Source organism: Micromonospora sp. NPDC005413 (assembly GCF_040606435.1).
Classification (GTDB): Bacteria; Actinomycetota; Actinomycetes; order Mycobacteriales; family Micromonosporaceae; genus Micromonospora.
The window spans coordinates 185,536-201,593 of the sequence record NZ_JBEXEV010000001.1 but is presented as its reverse complement, the minus strand read 5'-3'; the positions used below and the strand labels follow the sequence as shown (position 1 = coordinate 201,593).

The 16,058-nt window shown below is 69.3% G+C and carries 15 protein-coding genes; 8 read left to right on the top strand and 7 right to left on the bottom strand.

Translation table 11 applies throughout. From position 1 onward, the window contains the following. Positions 1 to 60: 60 nt before the first annotated feature. The 6 genes from ABZS37_RS00850 (at position 61) to ABZS37_RS00825 (ending at position 6,457) form a co-directional block, all read left to right on the top strand. Entirely contained in the window at positions 61 to 330 is a 270-nt protein-coding gene (locus ABZS37_RS00850; RefSeq protein WP_355164712.1) for a hypothetical protein, read from the top strand. A 359-nt stretch (positions 331 to 689) separates the two neighbouring features. Then, the gene (locus tag ABZS37_RS00845) at positions 690 to 1,847 is read left to right on the top strand and encodes a glutathione-independent formaldehyde dehydrogenase (RefSeq protein WP_355164711.1); all 1,158 of its coding nucleotides are present in this window, start codon (positions 690 to 692) and stop codon (positions 1,845 to 1,847) included. A gap of 221 nt (positions 1,848 to 2,068) precedes the next feature. Further along, on the top strand, positions 2,069 to 3,190 hold the full coding sequence (locus ABZS37_RS00840) for a hypothetical protein (RefSeq protein ID WP_355164710.1): 1,122 nt from the start codon (positions 2,069 to 2,071) through the stop codon (positions 3,188 to 3,190). Positions 3,191 to 3,491: 301 nt separating this feature from the next. Further along, the gene (locus tag ABZS37_RS00835) at positions 3,492 to 4,490 is read left to right on the top strand and encodes an SRPBCC family protein (protein ID WP_355164709.1); all 999 of its coding nucleotides are present in this window, start codon (positions 3,492 to 3,494) and stop codon (positions 4,488 to 4,490) included. Next, positions 4,487 to 5,662 carry a zinc-dependent alcohol dehydrogenase gene (locus tag ABZS37_RS00830; protein WP_355164708.1) on the top strand — a complete coding sequence of 392 codons (1,176 nt, stop codon included), beginning with the start codon at positions 4,487 to 4,489 and terminating at the stop codon, positions 5,660 to 5,662. The genes ABZS37_RS00835 and ABZS37_RS00830 overlap by 4 nt, the downstream gene beginning before the upstream one ends. Before the next feature lie 111 nt (positions 5,663 to 5,773). After that, a complete protein-coding gene (locus ABZS37_RS00825) occupies positions 5,774 to 6,457 on the top strand; it encodes a TMEM175 family protein (protein ID WP_355164707.1) in 684 nt (227 codons plus the stop codon). A gap of 213 nt (positions 6,458 to 6,670) precedes the next feature. Here the strand turns inward: ABZS37_RS00825 and ABZS37_RS00820 are convergent, their stop codons facing one another. Continuing rightward, complete coding sequence (locus tag ABZS37_RS00820; protein WP_355164706.1) at positions 6,671 to 7,495, bottom strand: aldo/keto reductase; 825 nt, start codon at positions 7,493 to 7,495, stop codon at positions 6,671 to 6,673. A 177-nt stretch (positions 7,496 to 7,672) separates the two neighbouring features. Between ABZS37_RS00820 and ABZS37_RS00815 the strand changes: the two genes are divergently transcribed. Then, entirely contained in the window at positions 7,673 to 8,254 is a 582-nt protein-coding gene (locus tag ABZS37_RS00815) for a type 1 glutamine amidotransferase domain-containing protein (protein WP_355164705.1), read from the top strand. A gap of 128 nt (positions 8,255 to 8,382) precedes the next feature. Here the strand turns inward: ABZS37_RS00815 and ABZS37_RS00810 are convergent, their stop codons facing one another. The 5 genes from ABZS37_RS00810 to ABZS37_RS00790 all read right to left on the bottom strand — a co-directional run bounded on the left by ABZS37_RS00810 (position 8,383) and on the right by ABZS37_RS00790 (position 12,275). Then, the gene (locus tag ABZS37_RS00810; protein WP_355164704.1) at positions 8,383 to 8,913 is read right to left on the bottom strand and encodes a S26 family signal peptidase; all 531 of its coding nucleotides are present in this window, start codon (positions 8,911 to 8,913) and stop codon (positions 8,383 to 8,385) included. After that, positions 8,910 to 10,697 (bottom strand): ABC transporter ATP-binding protein, encoded by a 1,788-nt coding sequence (locus tag ABZS37_RS00805; RefSeq protein ID WP_355164703.1) that lies wholly within the window; start codon positions 10,695 to 10,697, stop codon positions 8,910 to 8,912. Before ABZS37_RS00805 ends, ABZS37_RS00810 begins: the two co-directional genes overlap by 4 nt. A gap of 134 nt (positions 10,698 to 10,831) precedes the next feature. Then, positions 10,832 to 11,377, bottom strand: a complete 546-nt coding sequence (locus ABZS37_RS00800; RefSeq protein ID WP_355164702.1) for a hypothetical protein — start codon at positions 11,375 to 11,377, stop codon at positions 10,832 to 10,834. 49 nt (positions 11,378 to 11,426) lie between these two features. Beyond that, complete coding sequence (locus ABZS37_RS00795; protein ID WP_355164701.1) at positions 11,427 to 11,990, bottom strand: MauE/DoxX family redox-associated membrane protein; 564 nt, start codon at positions 11,988 to 11,990, stop codon at positions 11,427 to 11,429. An 81-nt stretch (positions 11,991 to 12,071) separates the two neighbouring features. Beyond that, positions 12,072 to 12,275, bottom strand: coding sequence for a hypothetical protein (locus tag ABZS37_RS00790; RefSeq protein ID WP_355164700.1), 204 nt, complete (start codon positions 12,273 to 12,275; stop codon positions 12,072 to 12,074). A 182-nt stretch (positions 12,276 to 12,457) separates the two neighbouring features. Here ABZS37_RS00790 and ABZS37_RS00785 point away from each other — a divergent pair, with 182 nt between their 5' ends. Further along, a complete protein-coding gene (locus tag ABZS37_RS00785) occupies positions 12,458 to 15,382 on the top strand; it encodes a BTAD domain-containing putative transcriptional regulator (RefSeq protein ID WP_355164699.1) in 2,925 nt (974 codons plus the stop codon). Here the strand turns inward: ABZS37_RS00785 and ABZS37_RS00780 are convergent. Then, on the bottom strand, positions 15,361 to 16,020 hold the full coding sequence (locus ABZS37_RS00780) for a sensor domain-containing protein (RefSeq protein WP_355164698.1): 660 nt from the start codon (positions 16,018 to 16,020) through the stop codon (positions 15,361 to 15,363). The genes ABZS37_RS00785 and ABZS37_RS00780 overlap by 22 nt on opposite strands. Positions 16,021 to 16,058: the final 38 nt, after the last annotated feature.

The window sequence follows — 16,058 nt, the reverse complement described above, 5'->3', positions numbered from 1 at the left end:
CTCCCTCCCGCGGTCCGTCGCCACCGGGCTGGCCGGGCGACGTGCCGCCGACGCCCGTGCTTGTCGAGCACCGAAACCGTACTCGTGGTTGCCGCCAAAGCCAGCGTCAGCCGGGTTCCGGGTTCCACCTTGCCCGGTCCGCTCACGCCAGATCTGGTGATGGATCACCTCAGCATCGCCGCGCCCGTGGAACCAGAAGTAGTTCGGCACCTGGAGAGCGGACGGACGATTGAGGCTGTTCGCGCCTACCGCAAGCACACCGGCACGAGCCTGGTCGAGGCGAAGCGGGCGGTGGACCGTATCGCCGCCGGGCTCCATCTCGAGCGGTAACGCGCGTTCGTTCGCCAGATACGAACTGTCGATTCTTCGGGTACGTCGGCGAGGATGCCGAGCGGGCGTAGCCATGATGTCCGCGCTTTCCGGACCCTTCGCGGCGGAGCGACCAGACGTGCAGACGCGGGAGTTCATCGAGGAGCTTGTCGATCTGCCCGGAAAGAGAGTTGCCTCGAGGGCAGCCCTCGACGTCGGCGCCGGTGCACCAGGCCGTGAGGTGCTCCTGGTTCCAGCTACGCCGCCTCAGCATCCAGGGGTGGCGCAAAGCACCCTTAAGGGTCTCAACGGTCTGCGAGGATGTGAACGCTAGCAATGGCATGGCTCAGCGGTGAGCGAATTCTTCACGGGGGACGCAGATGAAGGCTGTCGTGTACGAGGGACCGAGGACTGTCAGCGTCAAGGAGGTTCCGGACGCGAGAATCGAGAGACCGACTGATGCGCTGATCCGGATTACGACGACGAACATCTGCGGGTCCGACCTGCACATGTACGAAGGACGCACGGACATGGAGCCCGGCCGGGTGCTCGGGCACGAGAACATGGGTGAGGTGATCGAGGTCGGAGAAGGGGTCGATCTCGTCAAGGTGGGCGACATGGTCTGCCTGCCGTTCAACGTCGCCTGCGGCTCCTGCGCCAACTGCAACCAGGGTCTGACCGCGTTCTGTCTGGTGGCCAACCCGGCGCCCGGCATGGCCGGTGCCGCCTACGGCTTCGCCGACATGGGTCCTTACAACGGCGGCCAAGCGGAGTTGCTGCGGGTGCCGTGGGCCGACTTCAACTGTCTGGTCCTGCCGCCGGACGCCCGGGACATGAGCAGGCAGAAGGACTACGTCATGCTGTCGGACATCTTCCCGACCGGCTGGCACGCCACCGAACTCGCCTGTGTACGGCCCGGCGACAGTGTGGCGGTCTACGGTGGCGGACCGGTCGGCCTGCTCGCCGCGTACTCCGCGATCATCAAGGGCGCCAACAAGGTGATGGTGGTCGACCGCCATCCGGACCGGCTGCGCCTGGCGGAGCAGATCGGCGCGATCCCGATCGACGATTCGAAGGGATCACCGGTCGACCAGATCCTGGAGCAGACCGGCGGGATGGGCGCGGACCGCGGCTGTGAGGCCGTCGGTTACCAGGCGCACGACCCGAGTGGCCAGGAGAAGGCGGGGCTGACCGTGAACAACCTCGTGCACTCCGTGCGGTTCGGCGGCACGATCGGCGTGGTCGGCGTGTACGTGCCTCAGGACCCGGGAGCGCCGGACCCGCTACAGAAACAGGGCAAGGTGCCGTTCGACTTCGGCATGTTCTGGTTCAAGGGGCAGACCATGGCAACCGGGCAGTGCAACGTGAAGGCCTACAACCGGCAGCTGATGAACCTCATCGCTACAGGCAAGGCCCACCCGTCGTTTCTGGTGTCCCACGAACTCACGCTGGACGAGGCGCCCACGGGGTACCAGAACTTCGATGCCCGCAACGACGGTTGGACCAAGGTTCTGCTGCACCCCGACGGTCGGGGCTAGAAATACATCGCGACGACCTCGCTGAACCACAAGACCATCTCCCACCGAATCCGCTGCACCGACCGCGGCGGCATGGACGTACCTGCGGGTGTCGTTCAGCGTGGCCAGGCTGCTGTCCGCCACCGCGATGGCGGACAGCAGCCTGGCTCCGGCTGCCTACGCCACAGCCGTCATTGGTGACGCTGGACCGCGACGGGCCCGGCTAGCGGTGAGGAGCACCGATGACCGACAGCGAACAGGACCGCCCGGAGATCGTCGTCGGACTGGTGGCGACCCCGCCGGACCACCCGGCCCGGGTGGCCGCCCGGCTCACCGCCGAGCTGGCCGGCCGGCTGGCCGAGCGGGTGGACGCGGACGTGCGGTGGACCATCCGGGAAGGCTGGGGTGAGGTGGCGCCGCGCCGTGACGGTGGCGTTGAGGCGCTGCTTGAGGATCTTGCCCAACGGCGTGCCGACGACCGGTGGGACATCGCGATCTGTCTGACCGACCTGCCGCTGCACGCCGAACGGGTGCCGCTGGTCGCGCAGACCTCGGCTCGGCGTGCAGTGGCGATGGTGTCTCTACCCGCGCTGGGACTGCCTCAGCTGCGAGCGGCCCGCGCGGTCGTTCCGGATCTGGTGAGCCGACTGCTCACCGACGCTTCCGACCAGCGGGTGCCGCCGGCAGGCTGGGCACCGGCCGAGATCACAAGCCGTGTTCCCGCCATCCACCGGGTGGTCGACGAGGCCGACGGGGAACTGGGCTACGTCGCCTCGCGGCTAATCGGCCGGGTGCGGCTGTTGATCGGAATGGTCCGCGCCAACCGCCCGGGGCGCGCCCTGCTGAGCCTGTCCAAGCTGCTCGTCGGCGCGTTCGGCACGGCCGCGTTCGCACTCGCCACGGACACCATCTGGCAGATGGGCGATGCGCTCGGAGGACTCAGGCTCGCCGTGATCATGGTGCTCGGGCTGACCGCGTTGGTGGCCTGGCTGATCGTCGCGCACGACCTGTGGGAGAAGCCAGACCGGGAGACGCCTGCTGAGCTGGCCCGGCTGTTCAACCTGGGTACGATCCTCACCCTCGCTCTGGCCACGGCATTGTCCTACCTGGTGCTGTTTGCTGGGACGGTGCTCGTCGGGGCGCTGCTGATCGACACATCCGTGCTGGAACAGACCTTGCAGCGGCCGGTCAATTTCACCGACTACCTGACGCTCGCCTGGATCACCAGCTCGCTGGCCACCGTCGGCGGCGCGATCGGCTCCGGGCTGGAGAACGAGGAAACGGTACGGGCCGCCGCTTACGGCTACCATCCCGAACCGGGCGGCGGGCGGAACGAGACGGCTAGCCCATCACGGGCGGGATGAGCGGGCATGCGCGACCGAATCGCTGGTGATCCGCGGCCGTGACGTCGTGCTGAGCAGCGGAACTGGGGCCGTTGCCGCGCCGGGCAGGCAGCCGGTCCCGGCGTTCACCGGCCGGTTGCCGCGACGATGAGCGGCCTCCGGACGCCGTCTGGGCGGCCCGGGTCGGTAGAGCGATCTCGATTCAGCGGTCGATCGGCGGGTTCAGGTGGTTCCCGGGGGGTAACCGGCCCCACTGAGTCGTACCCCGGATCGCCGTGAGCCGGGCTGCGCGGCCGGGTGCGATCGGATACGGAGGCTACCCGTGACTCGACTGGCAACCCGAGAGGCAGCCAAGGCCAGGCAGGACGAGGTGCAGCGGCGGGGGCGCGGGCTCGGCTGGATGAGTCTCGGTCTGGGCGTGGCACAACTGGCGGCATCGGACACGGTGCGCCGGATCAGCGGCGTGGACGACTCCCCGACGTCCCGGGCGGTGGTGCCGCTCGTCGGGGCGCGGGAGCTGATACACGCGGTCGGGCTCCTGACGAGCCGGCGGAAGAGCATCTGGGCGTGGACCCGGGTCGTGGGCGACGCGATGGACCTGGCCTCGCTCGGAATGGCCATCGCCCACCGGGGCGGGCGTCGCCGTCGGCGGCTCGTCGTTGTCACTGGCGCCATCGTCGGGATCACGGTGGTGGACCTGCTGACCGCCGTACAGGCCACCCGGGCGAAGGAGATCGGCTCAGTGCCGGCGGTACGAGGCCTACGCAAAGGAGGATCCATGGAGCTGACAGCCACGACAACCATCCGCAAACCCCCGCCCAAGGTCTACGCGTTCTGGCGCGCTCTGGACAACCTCCCGACGTTCATGGCTCATCTCGAGCAGGTCCGCGCCACCGGTGACCGTACGAGCCACTGGGCCGCCGGCGCCCCGTTCGGCAAGAACGTCGAGTGGGAGGCGGAGATCGTCGATGACGCGCCCGGCGAGAAGATCGCGTGGCGGTCGACCGGGAACGCCGACGTGCCGAACGCCGGTACGGTCCGGTTCGTGCCCGCCCCGGACGGTCTGAGCACCGAGGTGCACGTCGTCTTGTCGTACGACATCCCGGGCGGCGCGGTCGGCAAGGCGGTCGCCAAGTACTTCGGCGAGGAGCCGCACCAGCAGCTCGACGACGACCTGCGCCGGCTCAAGCAGGTGCTGGAGACCGGCGAGGTGGTCCGGTCCGAGGGCGCCCCGTGGGGCAAACGGGCCCGCAAGGAGTTCCCGCAGCGTCCGGCGCAACCGCTGTCGGATTCCGAGTTCGCGAAGGGGGCCCACGCGTGAGGGCGAACACGTGGGCGGGCCGCAACAAGGTCAAGTTCCGTGACGTGCCGGACCCCCGGATCCTGAACGAGCGCGACGCCATCGTACGGATCACTTCCACCGCGATCTGTGGCTCGGACCTGCACCTGGTCGATGGGTATGTGCCCACGATGCAGGACGGCGACGTCATGGGTCACGAGTTCATGGGTGAGGTGATCGAGGTCGGTCCGGGCGTCGGTCCGAGTCGGCTGCGCATCGGCGACCGGGTCGTCGTGCCGTTCCCGATCGCCTGCGGCGCGTGCGGTGCCTGCGCCGCCGAGCTGTATTCCTGCTGCGAGAACTCCAACCCCAACGCCGGCATCGCGGAGAAGATGTTCGGGCATCCGGTCGCTGGGATCTTCGGCTATTCGCATCTGACCGGCGGCTTCGCGGGGGGTCAGGCGCAGTATGCGCGGGTGCCGTTCGCCGACGTCGGTCCGCTGAAGATCGAGTCCGAGCTGACCGACGAGCAGGTGCTGTTCCTCTCCGACATCCTGCCCACCGGCTATATGGGTGCCGAGATGTGCGACATCCAGTCCACCGACGTGGTGGCGGTGTGGGGCGCCGGCCCGGTCGGCCAGTTCGCGATGGACAGCGCCCGGATGCTCGGTGCCGCGAAGGTCATCGCCATCGACAAGGAGCCGTACCGGCTACAGATGGCGGAACGGGCGGGCCACACGCCGGTGAACTTCGATGAGGTGGACGTGCGGTCCCGGCTGCTGGAACTGACCGGTGGGCGGGGACCGGACAAGTGCATTGACGCGGTTGGTCTGGAGGCCACGCACGGCAGCGCGGCCCTCTACGCCTATGACCGGGTCAAGCAGGCGGTCCGCTCGGAGTCCGAGCGTCCGCACGCGCTGCGGCAGGCGATTCTGTCCTGCCGCAGCGGTGGCATCGTGTCGGTGATCGGCGTGTATGGCGGTCTGCTGGACAAGTTTCCCGCCGGGGCGTGGATGAACCGCGCGCTGACCCTGCGTACCGGTCAATGCCACGTGCAGCGCTACATGAAGCCGCTGCTGCAGCGCATCGAGCGTGGGGAGATCGATCCGACCAGGGTCATCACCCACACCCTGCCGCTGGACGAGGCAGAACGCGGCTTCGAGATCTTCAAGAACAAGCAGGACGGCTGCGAGAAGGTCGTCCTCAAACCCTGACGGACCACTCGCGTCCGGCCACCGTGCGCGCGCGGTGGCCGGACGCGACGTCCATCCGGTCGGAGCGGTGCCCGGCTGTTTGCCGCGGACGAACCTGGGTAGGTGCGCTTGGTGAGCGAGTCGGGCACGGACCCGGGCAGCCGGTCGGACACCAGCCGTGCCGTGGCGTTCAGCGATGCCATCTTCGCCATCATCATCACGCTGCTGGTCCTGGACCTCCGGGTACCGGACGTCCCACCCGGCCACCTCCTGTCCGGCCTGCTCAACCAGTGGCCGTCGTATGCCGCGTATCTCGCGTCCTACTCGTACGTGGCCGTCGTCTGGCTCAACCACAAGGCGGCGTTCAACCGCATTCAGCAGGTCGATCGCGGCCTGCACTGGATGAATTTGTTGGTGCTGTTCAGCACGGCGCTGCTGCCGTTTCCGACCACCGTCGTGTCGCACGCGTTGCAGGAGCACAACAACGTGGACCAGCGTGTGGCGATCGCCTTCTACGCGCTGATCGGCGCGTTGCTGTGCGCGACGTGGCTGGCGTTCTACCACTACCTGGCCCGGAACCCCGACCTGCTGAAGGACCAGGTCAGGGACGGCTTCTTTCCCGTCGAGCGGTTCCGGGCCCTCGCCGGGGTCGTCCTGTACGTCCTCGCGGGGATGGTCGGCTACCTGGTGGCGCCGTTGCTCGGCCTCGCCATCTTTCTCCTTCTACCCGTCTTCTACGCGATCACCAGCGCTGGCCTTTACCAGTTGCGGGTGATCCGCCGGATCACTCACTGGCCTCGGCCACCAAGAGGCTGAGGACGGGCGAACCGCGGTTTCACCCCGGCGGGCGGGTACCCGCCCGCCGGGGTGGGCGGGTACCCGCCGCAATCCGGTTCGAGAGGAGAGCCGAGCGCCAGCGCGCCCGGCGGTGGGCGGGTTGGCCGGTCGACCAAGGCTTCGCGGTGGTCGGGCTGACGTGAAGCCGACCGGCAGCCCCACAAGCCCCACCTCATTCGGCGGTTGGCGACGCTACAACATCTCCAGCGGTTGCGGGCCGGCCGGCGGCGGGAACGCCGTGTCGAGTGCCGCACCGTCCTCCTCGGTCAGATGCAGGTCGCGCGCTTCCGCGTTCTCCCGGGTGTGTTCGGGCTTGGACGATCGGGGGATGGCCGCAACCCTTTCCTGCCGCAGCAGCCAGGCCAGCGCCACCTGAGCGGGCGTGGCCCCGTGCCGGGCGGCGATCTCCGTGACCTGGGGGTGGCCGAGCAGTCGGCCCTGCTCGATCGGCGAGTAGGCCATCGCCGGGATTCGGTTCTCGCGTAGCCACGGCAGTAGGTCGTACTCGGGACCGCGGCGGGTGAGGTTGTACAGGATCTGATTGGTCGCGCAGGAGTGCCCGCCCGCCTCGAGTAGCTCCGTCATGTCGGAAAGATCGAAGTTGCTCACGCCCCACTGCCCGATGTCACCGGCGTCGACGAGTTCGGCGAACGCCTCGATCGTCTCCGCGAGTGGATGCGTGCCGCGCCAGTGCAGCAGGTAGAGGTCGATGTGGTCGACGCCGAGTCGTTGCAGGCTGCGGCGGCAGGCCTGCACGGTCCCCCGTCGGCTGGCATTGGACGGCAGCACCTTGTCGACCAGAAAGACGTCGGCACGTCGTCCGACGATCGCCTCGCCGACGAGTTCCTCGGAAGCGCCGTCACCGTACATCTCCGCAGTGTCGATCATGGTCATGCCCAGGTCGAGCCCGGTGTGTAGGGCGGCCATCTCGTCCCGCCGCCTCGCGGGGCGCTCGCCCAGGTACCAGGTTCCCTGGCCGAGCACGGGCATTGTCTGGCCGGACGGCAGCTCGATCATATGTTGACCTTCCCTGGAGCCTGGGTACCAGTAGGTTGCCTGCGTTACCCGCTGCGACAGGCAGCACACCCACGGGCGGCGTTTCGCTGGCCCGTTTGTGGTTGCCCGCACCGGGAAGCCGACCGGGAGTGAGCGATGCGCCACCGACGGGGTGGCGCCGCAGAGGGAGGCCGCAGAATGGCGCAGAGCCAGCAGCCATTGACCGGCAAGCGAGTTGCTTGCCTCGCCACTGACGGAGTGGAGGACGTGGAATACACCCAGTCCCGGGCTGCCGCGGAGCAGGCAGGAGCGGAGGTCCACCTGATCTCGTTGCAATCCGGCGAGATCCAGTCGATGAACCAGGACATCAATCCGGCCAACCACTATCACGTGGACCGGACCGTGAACGAGGCCGATGCGGCCGACTACGACGCCCTGTTGCTGCCGGGCGGGACGGTCAACCCCGACCGGCTCCGGATGAACCCGCAGGCGATGGACTTCGTCCGGGCGTTCTTCCAACAACAGAAGCCGGTGGCGGCGATCTGCCACGGCCCCTGGTCGTTGGTCGAGACCGGCATGGTCAACGGTCGGACCGTCACCTCGTTCCCCAGCCTGCGCACCGACATCCGCAACGCCGGCGGGAACTGGGTGGACCAACAGGTGCAGGTCGACAACGGCCTGGTCACCAGCCGCAGCCCCAGCGACCTCCCGGCCTTCTGCACGAAGATGGTCGAGGAGTTCGCCAAGGGCGAGCACGTCCGCCAGATGGCGACAGCCTGACCCGACGGGGCTCAGGGCCGGGAGGATCAGCCCGGCCTGAGCCCCGGCCCGGCGGCAGGGAGATCGAGATGCTCTCGGCCGCTCCTCGTGTGGCACGGGTGCCTGACCGAACCCTCCCGCGTCCCTCGTCAATGCCGTAAGGCGGGTCGATGACCGACCTGGTGGACACCGTCCGGCGGGCGGGCCGGGCGATTCACGAGCGGCACGCCGAGCACGCGTTCCACCGGCACCAGGCCGATGTGCCGCGAGTCGAAGCTGGCCCGCTGGTTGTCGCCGAACACGACCAGATACCCCGACGGCACGGCCGCACCGACGCCGCCGGCGACGGGTATAGGCGTCGGCGGCAGTGGATCGCCCGGTAGGGCAGCCACCCGCTTGATCATCCAACGTCGCAGGGCCACGGCCCGCGCCGGCGCCGGCCCGATCACCGGTGACTGTGCCCATCCTCCGCCCGCCGCCGGTTGCTCCACCACCACCACCTGCCCCACCCTGACCCGGCGGCGCCGATGGACCACGATGCGTTCACCCGAGGTGTAGGTCGGATACATGCTGTGACCGTGGACCGTCACCGGAACCAGCCGCCGTCCGTTGTAGAGGGTTGCTAGACCCACCGCCGTCAGGGCACCCAGCAGAGAGCCGATCCACCATCCGACGGTCACGACAGCCTCCCGATGTCCGGGACGCCAACCGCGCCCCCTGCCCCTGACAACAGCGACGACCTCTCCGCTGGCCGGTAGCCGGCGGCCTGCAGAGCGAAGAGCCGGGCGTAAGCGCCGCCGGCAGCCATAAGCTCCTGATGAGTTCCCTGCTCGACGACCCGGCCGTCGTCGAGCACGGCAATGACGTCGGCGTCTCGCACCGCCCCGAGCCGGTGCGAGATCAGCACGCTCGTCCGCCCGGCCCGCTGCCGGCGCAGCGAGCCATGGATGAGATGTTCGGCCTCCGGGTCCAGCCCGGCCGACGGCTCGTCGAGGATCAACAGGTCCCGATCGCCACGGAGGAAGGCCCGGGCCAGGGCCAGCCGCTGCCACTGCCCACCGGACAGCACCACGCCGGTATCGGGATCGTCCTTCTCGGATTCCATGAAGAAGATCCGTGACAGCAGCGTGTCGTACCCCCGCGGCAACCGATCCAGCCGCTCGTGTATCCCGGCCCGGCGCGCCGCCGCCTCGATCATCGCCGGGTCGTCGAGCGCCGTCAGGTCGCCGAGCGCGATATTCTCGCCGGCGGTCAGGTCGTACTCCATGTAGTCCTGGAAGACCGCGCTCACCCGCCGCCGCAACTCCCCCGGGTCCAGTTCGCGGACGTCTCGGCCGTCCCAACGGATGCTGCCGCGCGTGGGGTCGTAGAACCGGCAGAGAAGCTTGACCAGGGTCGACTTTCCCGCACCGTTGAGGCCCACCAGTGCGAGGGAACACCCGGCCGGTATGCGCAGAGTGAGCCCACGCAGCACCCAGGGATGGTCGTCGGAGTAGCGGAACCACACGTCGCGCAGTTCGATGCCGTGCGTGAGGGCGGGCAGCGCGGGCAGGTCGACCGCCACCGGTAGGTCGGGCCCCGCCGTGGTCACCGCGAGGTAGTGGTCGAACATCAGTGCCGCGTGATGAGTGCGGGAGACCTCGGCCGCGAGGGCGCCGAGCGCCGACTGCACACCCGCCACGGCGGCGACGAAGACGGTGATGTCCCCCACCGACAGGCGGCCCTGCCGGGCAGTGTCCACGGCCCACAGCAGACCACCGCCGGATACGACCGCGGCCAGCAGGCCCAGCCCGGCCTGAGTGATCAGTTCGCGCTGGTCCATCGACCGCTTGACGGCGTTGCCGGCGCGACGGTCGGCAAGCATGCGTCGAAGCAGGAACGCCCCCGTGTCGAAGAGGCGGATCTCCTTGGCCGCTTCCAGGCTGGAGAGCAAGCCGCTGTAGAACATCTCCCGTCGCTCGACCGGTCCGATCTCCCAGTGCATCCGCGCGCGTCTTCGCGCGAGCGCCAGCTCACCGAGCAGCGTCGGCGCTCCGGCCACCAGCACCAGCCCCGTCATCAGCGGGCTGATCAGGAACATGGTGCCGAGGAAACCGGTGATGGTGACGGCGGACCGTCCGGCGCCCAGAACCCCGTCGACGGCCTGGGTCGGCATCATCGCGGCTGACTGTTGGGCCAGCCGAAGACGATCCAGGAACACCGGGTCCTCGAAGGGCCCGAGCCCGACGAAGCGGTCCACCGCGTCGAACAGCCGCTTCTGGGCGGCGAGCCCGGCGGCGCGGTCGAGTTCGGCGCGAAGGTACTGGCCGAGTTGCGGCAGCACCGCAGAGACCACTCCCGCCGCGGCCAGGCCAGCAGCGAGTGCGACCAGTCGGCCTTCGGTACTGCCCCGGACCACGCCGTCGAGCACCAGCTTCGCCAACCAGGCCAACACCACGGGCACCGCCCCGGCGATGAGCGTCACCCCGACGTACCCGGCGAACGTAACGGGTGCGGCCGATGCCGGGAGCGCGCATGCGGCCGAAAGATTCCGTACCCCGACCGGTCCGCTGCGAGTTCGCCGCCCCTTGAGGGCCGCACGCCGGGACGACCGTGGGTTCATGCCGGTACGGACGCGGGCTGGTCGAGCCGGATCCGGTCGGCGGTGATCACGACCCGCCCGTCCCGCTCAGGTGCCACCATCAATACCGTCGGAAACGCGGTCACCTGGAAAGCCCTGCACAGCGCCCCGTCGGAGTCCTGCACGAACACCCGGGCGACCGGTCGCAGGGCCTCGACGTAGACGTCGGCGTCGCCTACCTCGGCGGCGACGACGACCGCAATCGGTCGATCACGCATGCCCGCTGAGCTGCCGGCGTACGAGACGAACTCCGGGAGGCGCTTTTCACACGGTCCGCAGCCGGGCGTGAAGAAGGCGACGAGAGTCTCACCGGTGATCGAGTCCCGCTCCACCGGTTCGCCGTCCACGGTAGCCGAACTGAACGTGCCCACCTCGTCGCCGACCCCGAGGGACGCCGGTGACTGTGCGAGACCAGCCAGGGCGTCCGTGTGCTCGCGGAGCCGTCTGATCACCCCGATGGTGAGGAGCAACTGCAACGCGCAGACCGCCGCGAGTAGGACGACGGCCGCAGTGATGATCGACATGAACAACTCCCTTGATGAGCCGGGGCGGTGTGTGCGCCCGGGTGCTGAATCAGCCGTGGACCCTGCTCTTCGTGTCGACGGGGCGCCAAGGGCGTACCGGCGACGGCCGGAGCACGTCGAGGATGTCGTCGAGGGTCACGACGACCACTCCGACGAGGAGGCCCGCGAGCATCGCGACCGCCGTCCCGCCGGTGCTGCCGCGAGCGGCGGTCTGCGTACCGAACGCCGCGACCAGCGCCGCCGCCGCGAGGGCTCCGTTGCGGACGATGTGGCGACGCCCGAACGGGGCCGTGGAGGCGCCAAAACAGCGACAGGTCGCGGAGACGCCGCGACGCCGCGTCAGCGCGACCACGATCGCGAACGCGACCAACAGAAACACCGCGAGGACGTACGCCAGCTCAACCGCGCGAACCAGGAGCAGGCCACAGACTCCAAGCTCGCCACCGACGACCAGCCACGCGATCGGTCGAACCCAGCGGATCGGCAATAGGCCGAGATCATCCACCGACGTGACGAATTCGCGGAACGAATGCCGACCGACCAGTTTCGTCCACGACGACACGACGAACACCGTTCCGAGGAGGCACTGAACTCCGATTGCCAGATAGACCACAGTTGCTCCTCTGGTGGATTGGCTGCGAAGCGGGGGTGCGGGGCGTGCCCGGTGGCGTGGGGCCACCGGGCACGCCGGCTACTAGCAGTAGCAGGTGGTCACCTGGCAACCGCAGCCATCGCGGCAGATCGCCCTGCACCTCGCGTAGTAACCGCAGGGAGCTTCGCACTGCCAGCAGGACGAGTAGTTCACCACCTTCTGCGGGCCGCAGGCGGCCTCCGCCTCCACCGTCGGCACGAACAGCGCGAGGAAGCGGCTCCCGGCCGCCTCCAACTTCCGATACATGTGCACTCCTTCCGGTCGAGCAGAACGTGCCGCCGTGCACCGAACGGAGCACCGGGCCCGTTCTACGGGTCGGGACGGTGGAATCATGCCGCCGGCGCATATGTAATGATCTTAAGAAAATCTAAACGGCGGTCGCGCTTCGCGATTGGGGGACCATGGCGCAGTTCCGCATACTCGGTCCATTGGAGCTGATCGTTGCCGGTAGATCGGTGAATTTGGGGCCGCCCAAGCAACGGGCTGTCCTCGCCGCGCTGATCGTCGACGCCGGTCAACCGGTGTCCGTCCCCGTGCTGGTGGATCGGGTGTGGGATCAGCATCCACCAGCCGGCGCACGCAACGCCCTCTACGTGCACGTGATGCGGATCCGGCGGCTGCTGGCCCCGGTGGCCGCGAGGCCCAAGACTCACACCCGGTTGCGGCGGCGTCCGGACGGGTACCTTCTCGACGTCGACCCGGACGCGGTCGACCTGCACCGCTTCCGGCGACTGGTCGACGCGGCACGCCAACCGGCGGTGCCCCAAAACCGTCGAGCGGCGCTGCTCGACGAGGCGCTGGAGCTGTGGCGCGGCGATCCGCTGGCCGGGCTCGGCGGTTCATGGCCGCAGCAGGTGCGGGAGAGCTGCCGTCGGCAGCGGCTCGAGGCGACCCTCGGTTGGGCGGAGGCCCAACTGGCGCTCGATCACCCGGACCCGGTCATCGCTCGGCTCGGCGAGCTGGCGGACGACTACCCACTGGTCGAGCCGCTCGCCGCGTCGCTCATGCGGGCATTGCAGCAGGCGGGGCGGACCGCCGAGGCGCTCGACCGCTACGCCACGGTGCGGCAGCACCTCGCCGAGGAACTGGGTATCGACCCGGGCGACGAGCTGCAGATCCTGCACCAGGCCTTGCTGACGGGAGCTCCGCAGAACGCCGGCGGTGCCCGCCGGGGCACCGGTTCCGGGCCGGTGACCGCCACCGGACGGGCTACCAGCGGCCACACCGCCCGGAGCGCGGATCCGGGCTCGGCACACCCGGTCGTGCCACCGCCCAGCGAAACCGTGATGGACGCGGAGGACGCTCCCGTCCCACGTCAGCTACTTGCGGTCCCACCGATCTTCGTCGGCAGGCGGCAGGAACTGAACCGGCTCACCGAGCTGTTGGGTGACGAGCTCGCATCCTGCTCGGGCGTGGCGGCGGTGGTCTCAGGCGTCGGAGGCATGGGAAAGACGTGGCTGGCCTTGCACTGGGCCCATCAGCACCTGAACCGTTTTCCGGACGGCCAGCTCTACGTGAACCTTCGCGGTTTCTCCCCCGACAACCGGCCACTGCCGGTGTCGACGGCGATTCGTGGCTTCCTGGAGGCGCTCGGCACACGGCCGGAGTCGATACCGCGCGACCTGGACGGTCAGACGGCCCTCTACCGCAGCCTCATGGCCGGCCGGAGGATGCTCGTGTTGCTGGACAACGCACGCGACGCCGATCAGGTTCGCGCGCTGCTGCCCGGGTCCGCATCCCACTCCTTTGTGGTGATCACCAGCCGCGATCAGCTCGTGGGGCTGCTCACCACGGAGGGCGCCTACCCGCTGCCGCTGGATCCGCTGAGCACTCAGCAGTCCCTCGACCTGCTGGCTCGCAGGCTGGGGCGAGGACGCACGGCGGCATGGGCGGCTCGCATCGAACAGATCGTCGCATCGTGCGCCGGCCTGCCCCTGGCGCTCTCCATCGTCGCCGCTCGCGCGAGCACCAACCGAGCCCTGTCGCCCGACGACCTGGCCGACGACCTGGTCGACCGCCCAGGCAGGTTGGACGCGCTGGCCACGGGGGAACCCACCGCGGACGTCCGGGCGGTCCTGTCCTGGTCGTGGCGGGCGCTCAGACCGGAGCCGGCCCGGCTGTTCCGGCTGCTCGGGCTGCACCCCGGGCCCGACGTCAGCGCCGCTGCCGCGGCCAGTCTGGCCGGACTGCCGGTGAACCCGACGAAGCGGATTCTGGAGCATCTGTCCAGGGCGCACCTGGTCAGTGGGCACGGCCTGGGCCGGTACACCTCGCATGACCTCGTCCGCGCCTACGCGGCCGAGTTGGCCGCCGACGACGACGACCGTGACGCACGGCAGCGCCTCTACGACCATTACGTGCACACGGCCCACGCCGCCGCGCTCCTGACCGATCCACACCGGGACACCATCGACCTGCCTGCTCCGACGACGGGCGTCGCAGTCGAGCGTCTGCACGACCGGGCCGACGCATCGCGCTGGCTGAACGCGGAGCGTCCGGTGCTGCTCGCCATCGTGGCGGACGCCGAGCGCGCCGGCTACGACGGCCATGCGTGGCGGCTGTCCTGGGCTCTCGCCACCTTCCTGAGCCGACAGGCGTACTGGCAGGACCTGGCCTCGGTCCAGCGCATCGCGCTGCGGGCGGCCAAGCACGGACGGGATATCCTCGGCCAGGCCCACACGCTGCGGGAACTGGCGTTGGCCGCGGTGCAGGTAGGCCGGCACGACGAAGCCGTCGCCCATCTTCGCGACGCCTGCAGGCTCTTCATCGAGCTTGACCTACCGTCCGGCCACGCTTACACCCGCCTCTACCTCGGATGGGTGTACGAGCTGCAGGGCCGTCACCGGGCGGCACTCGCCGAGGACGAGCGCGCCCTGTCGATCTTCGCCGACGTGGGACACAAGGTGGGCCAGGCCAGGGCGCTCAACGCGCTGGGGTGGGATCACGCCCAACTCGGCGACCTTGCCACGGCGTTGGACCACTGCCTTCGGGCACTCACACTGCACGAGGCAATGGGTAACGTCACCGCTGCGGCCCAGACATGGGACAGCCTCGGATACATCCACCACCGCCTCGGCGAGTACGACCGGGCGGTGTCCTGCTTCGACCTGGCTCTGGAACTGTCCCGGCAGGTCGGCGACCGCTTCCAGGAGGCCGAGAGCCTGTTGCATCTCGGCGAGAGTCACCTCTGCCTCGGTCGCCCAGATGCTACGCGGCAAGCCTGGCAGCGGGCGGTCGTCCTCCTCCGCGACGGAAGCCCTGCCGAGACGGAGCGGCTCCGCCGCCGGTTGCTCGAGCTCGAGGAGGCCACGGCCGCCCGCACCCCCGACGATCATGCAGGCGGCCAGGGCTGAGCTGGGTCGGCGCGACGCTGAGGCCCACTGCGAAGGCGAGACCGCCCCGGCACCGGACTCAGCCGGACCCCCGGCGGGTGGTTGCGGAACGCCCCCCACCAGAGCGGATACGCCAGGTTGACCAGCCCGCCGACCCAGAAGAACACGGCGTACAGCTCGGCCAGCCCGACCGGCAGCTTGGCCAGCAGGTAGGCCATCACCCGCCAACCGGCCCCGTCGCGAGGGCCCGGGCGGGGCCAGGCCCGACCGCCAGGGCTTCGCCGCACCGGCGGCGACGCCCCGACTCGCACCACGAGCAGCCGGGTCGCGAGCGTGCGCTGCAACGAGCCGAGCCTCCGGGCCCCAGTCGTCGACACCAGCAGCACGAGCAGCAGTCCCAAACAGACACCGGCGATGACCATCTCGGCTGCGGACGGGTTACCCCGTCCGCCGTCGGCCGCCAACCAGATCATGTCCACGGCGAAAACGAAGAGCACCAGCGGACTAACCATGGCGAAGGGCAGCCCGGCCAGGCAGAACAACAGCTCCCGACCCTGACGCCGGCTGAACGGTGCCACGACAGCCGCGCGGGCCAGCGCCCATCGACTCCTGACCCGCCCCGGGCCGCCCGGGAGTACGTGCGCTGTCGGCGTAGTCACCGGACGATCCCTGCCGCCATTGACCACCCGGGAGGCGG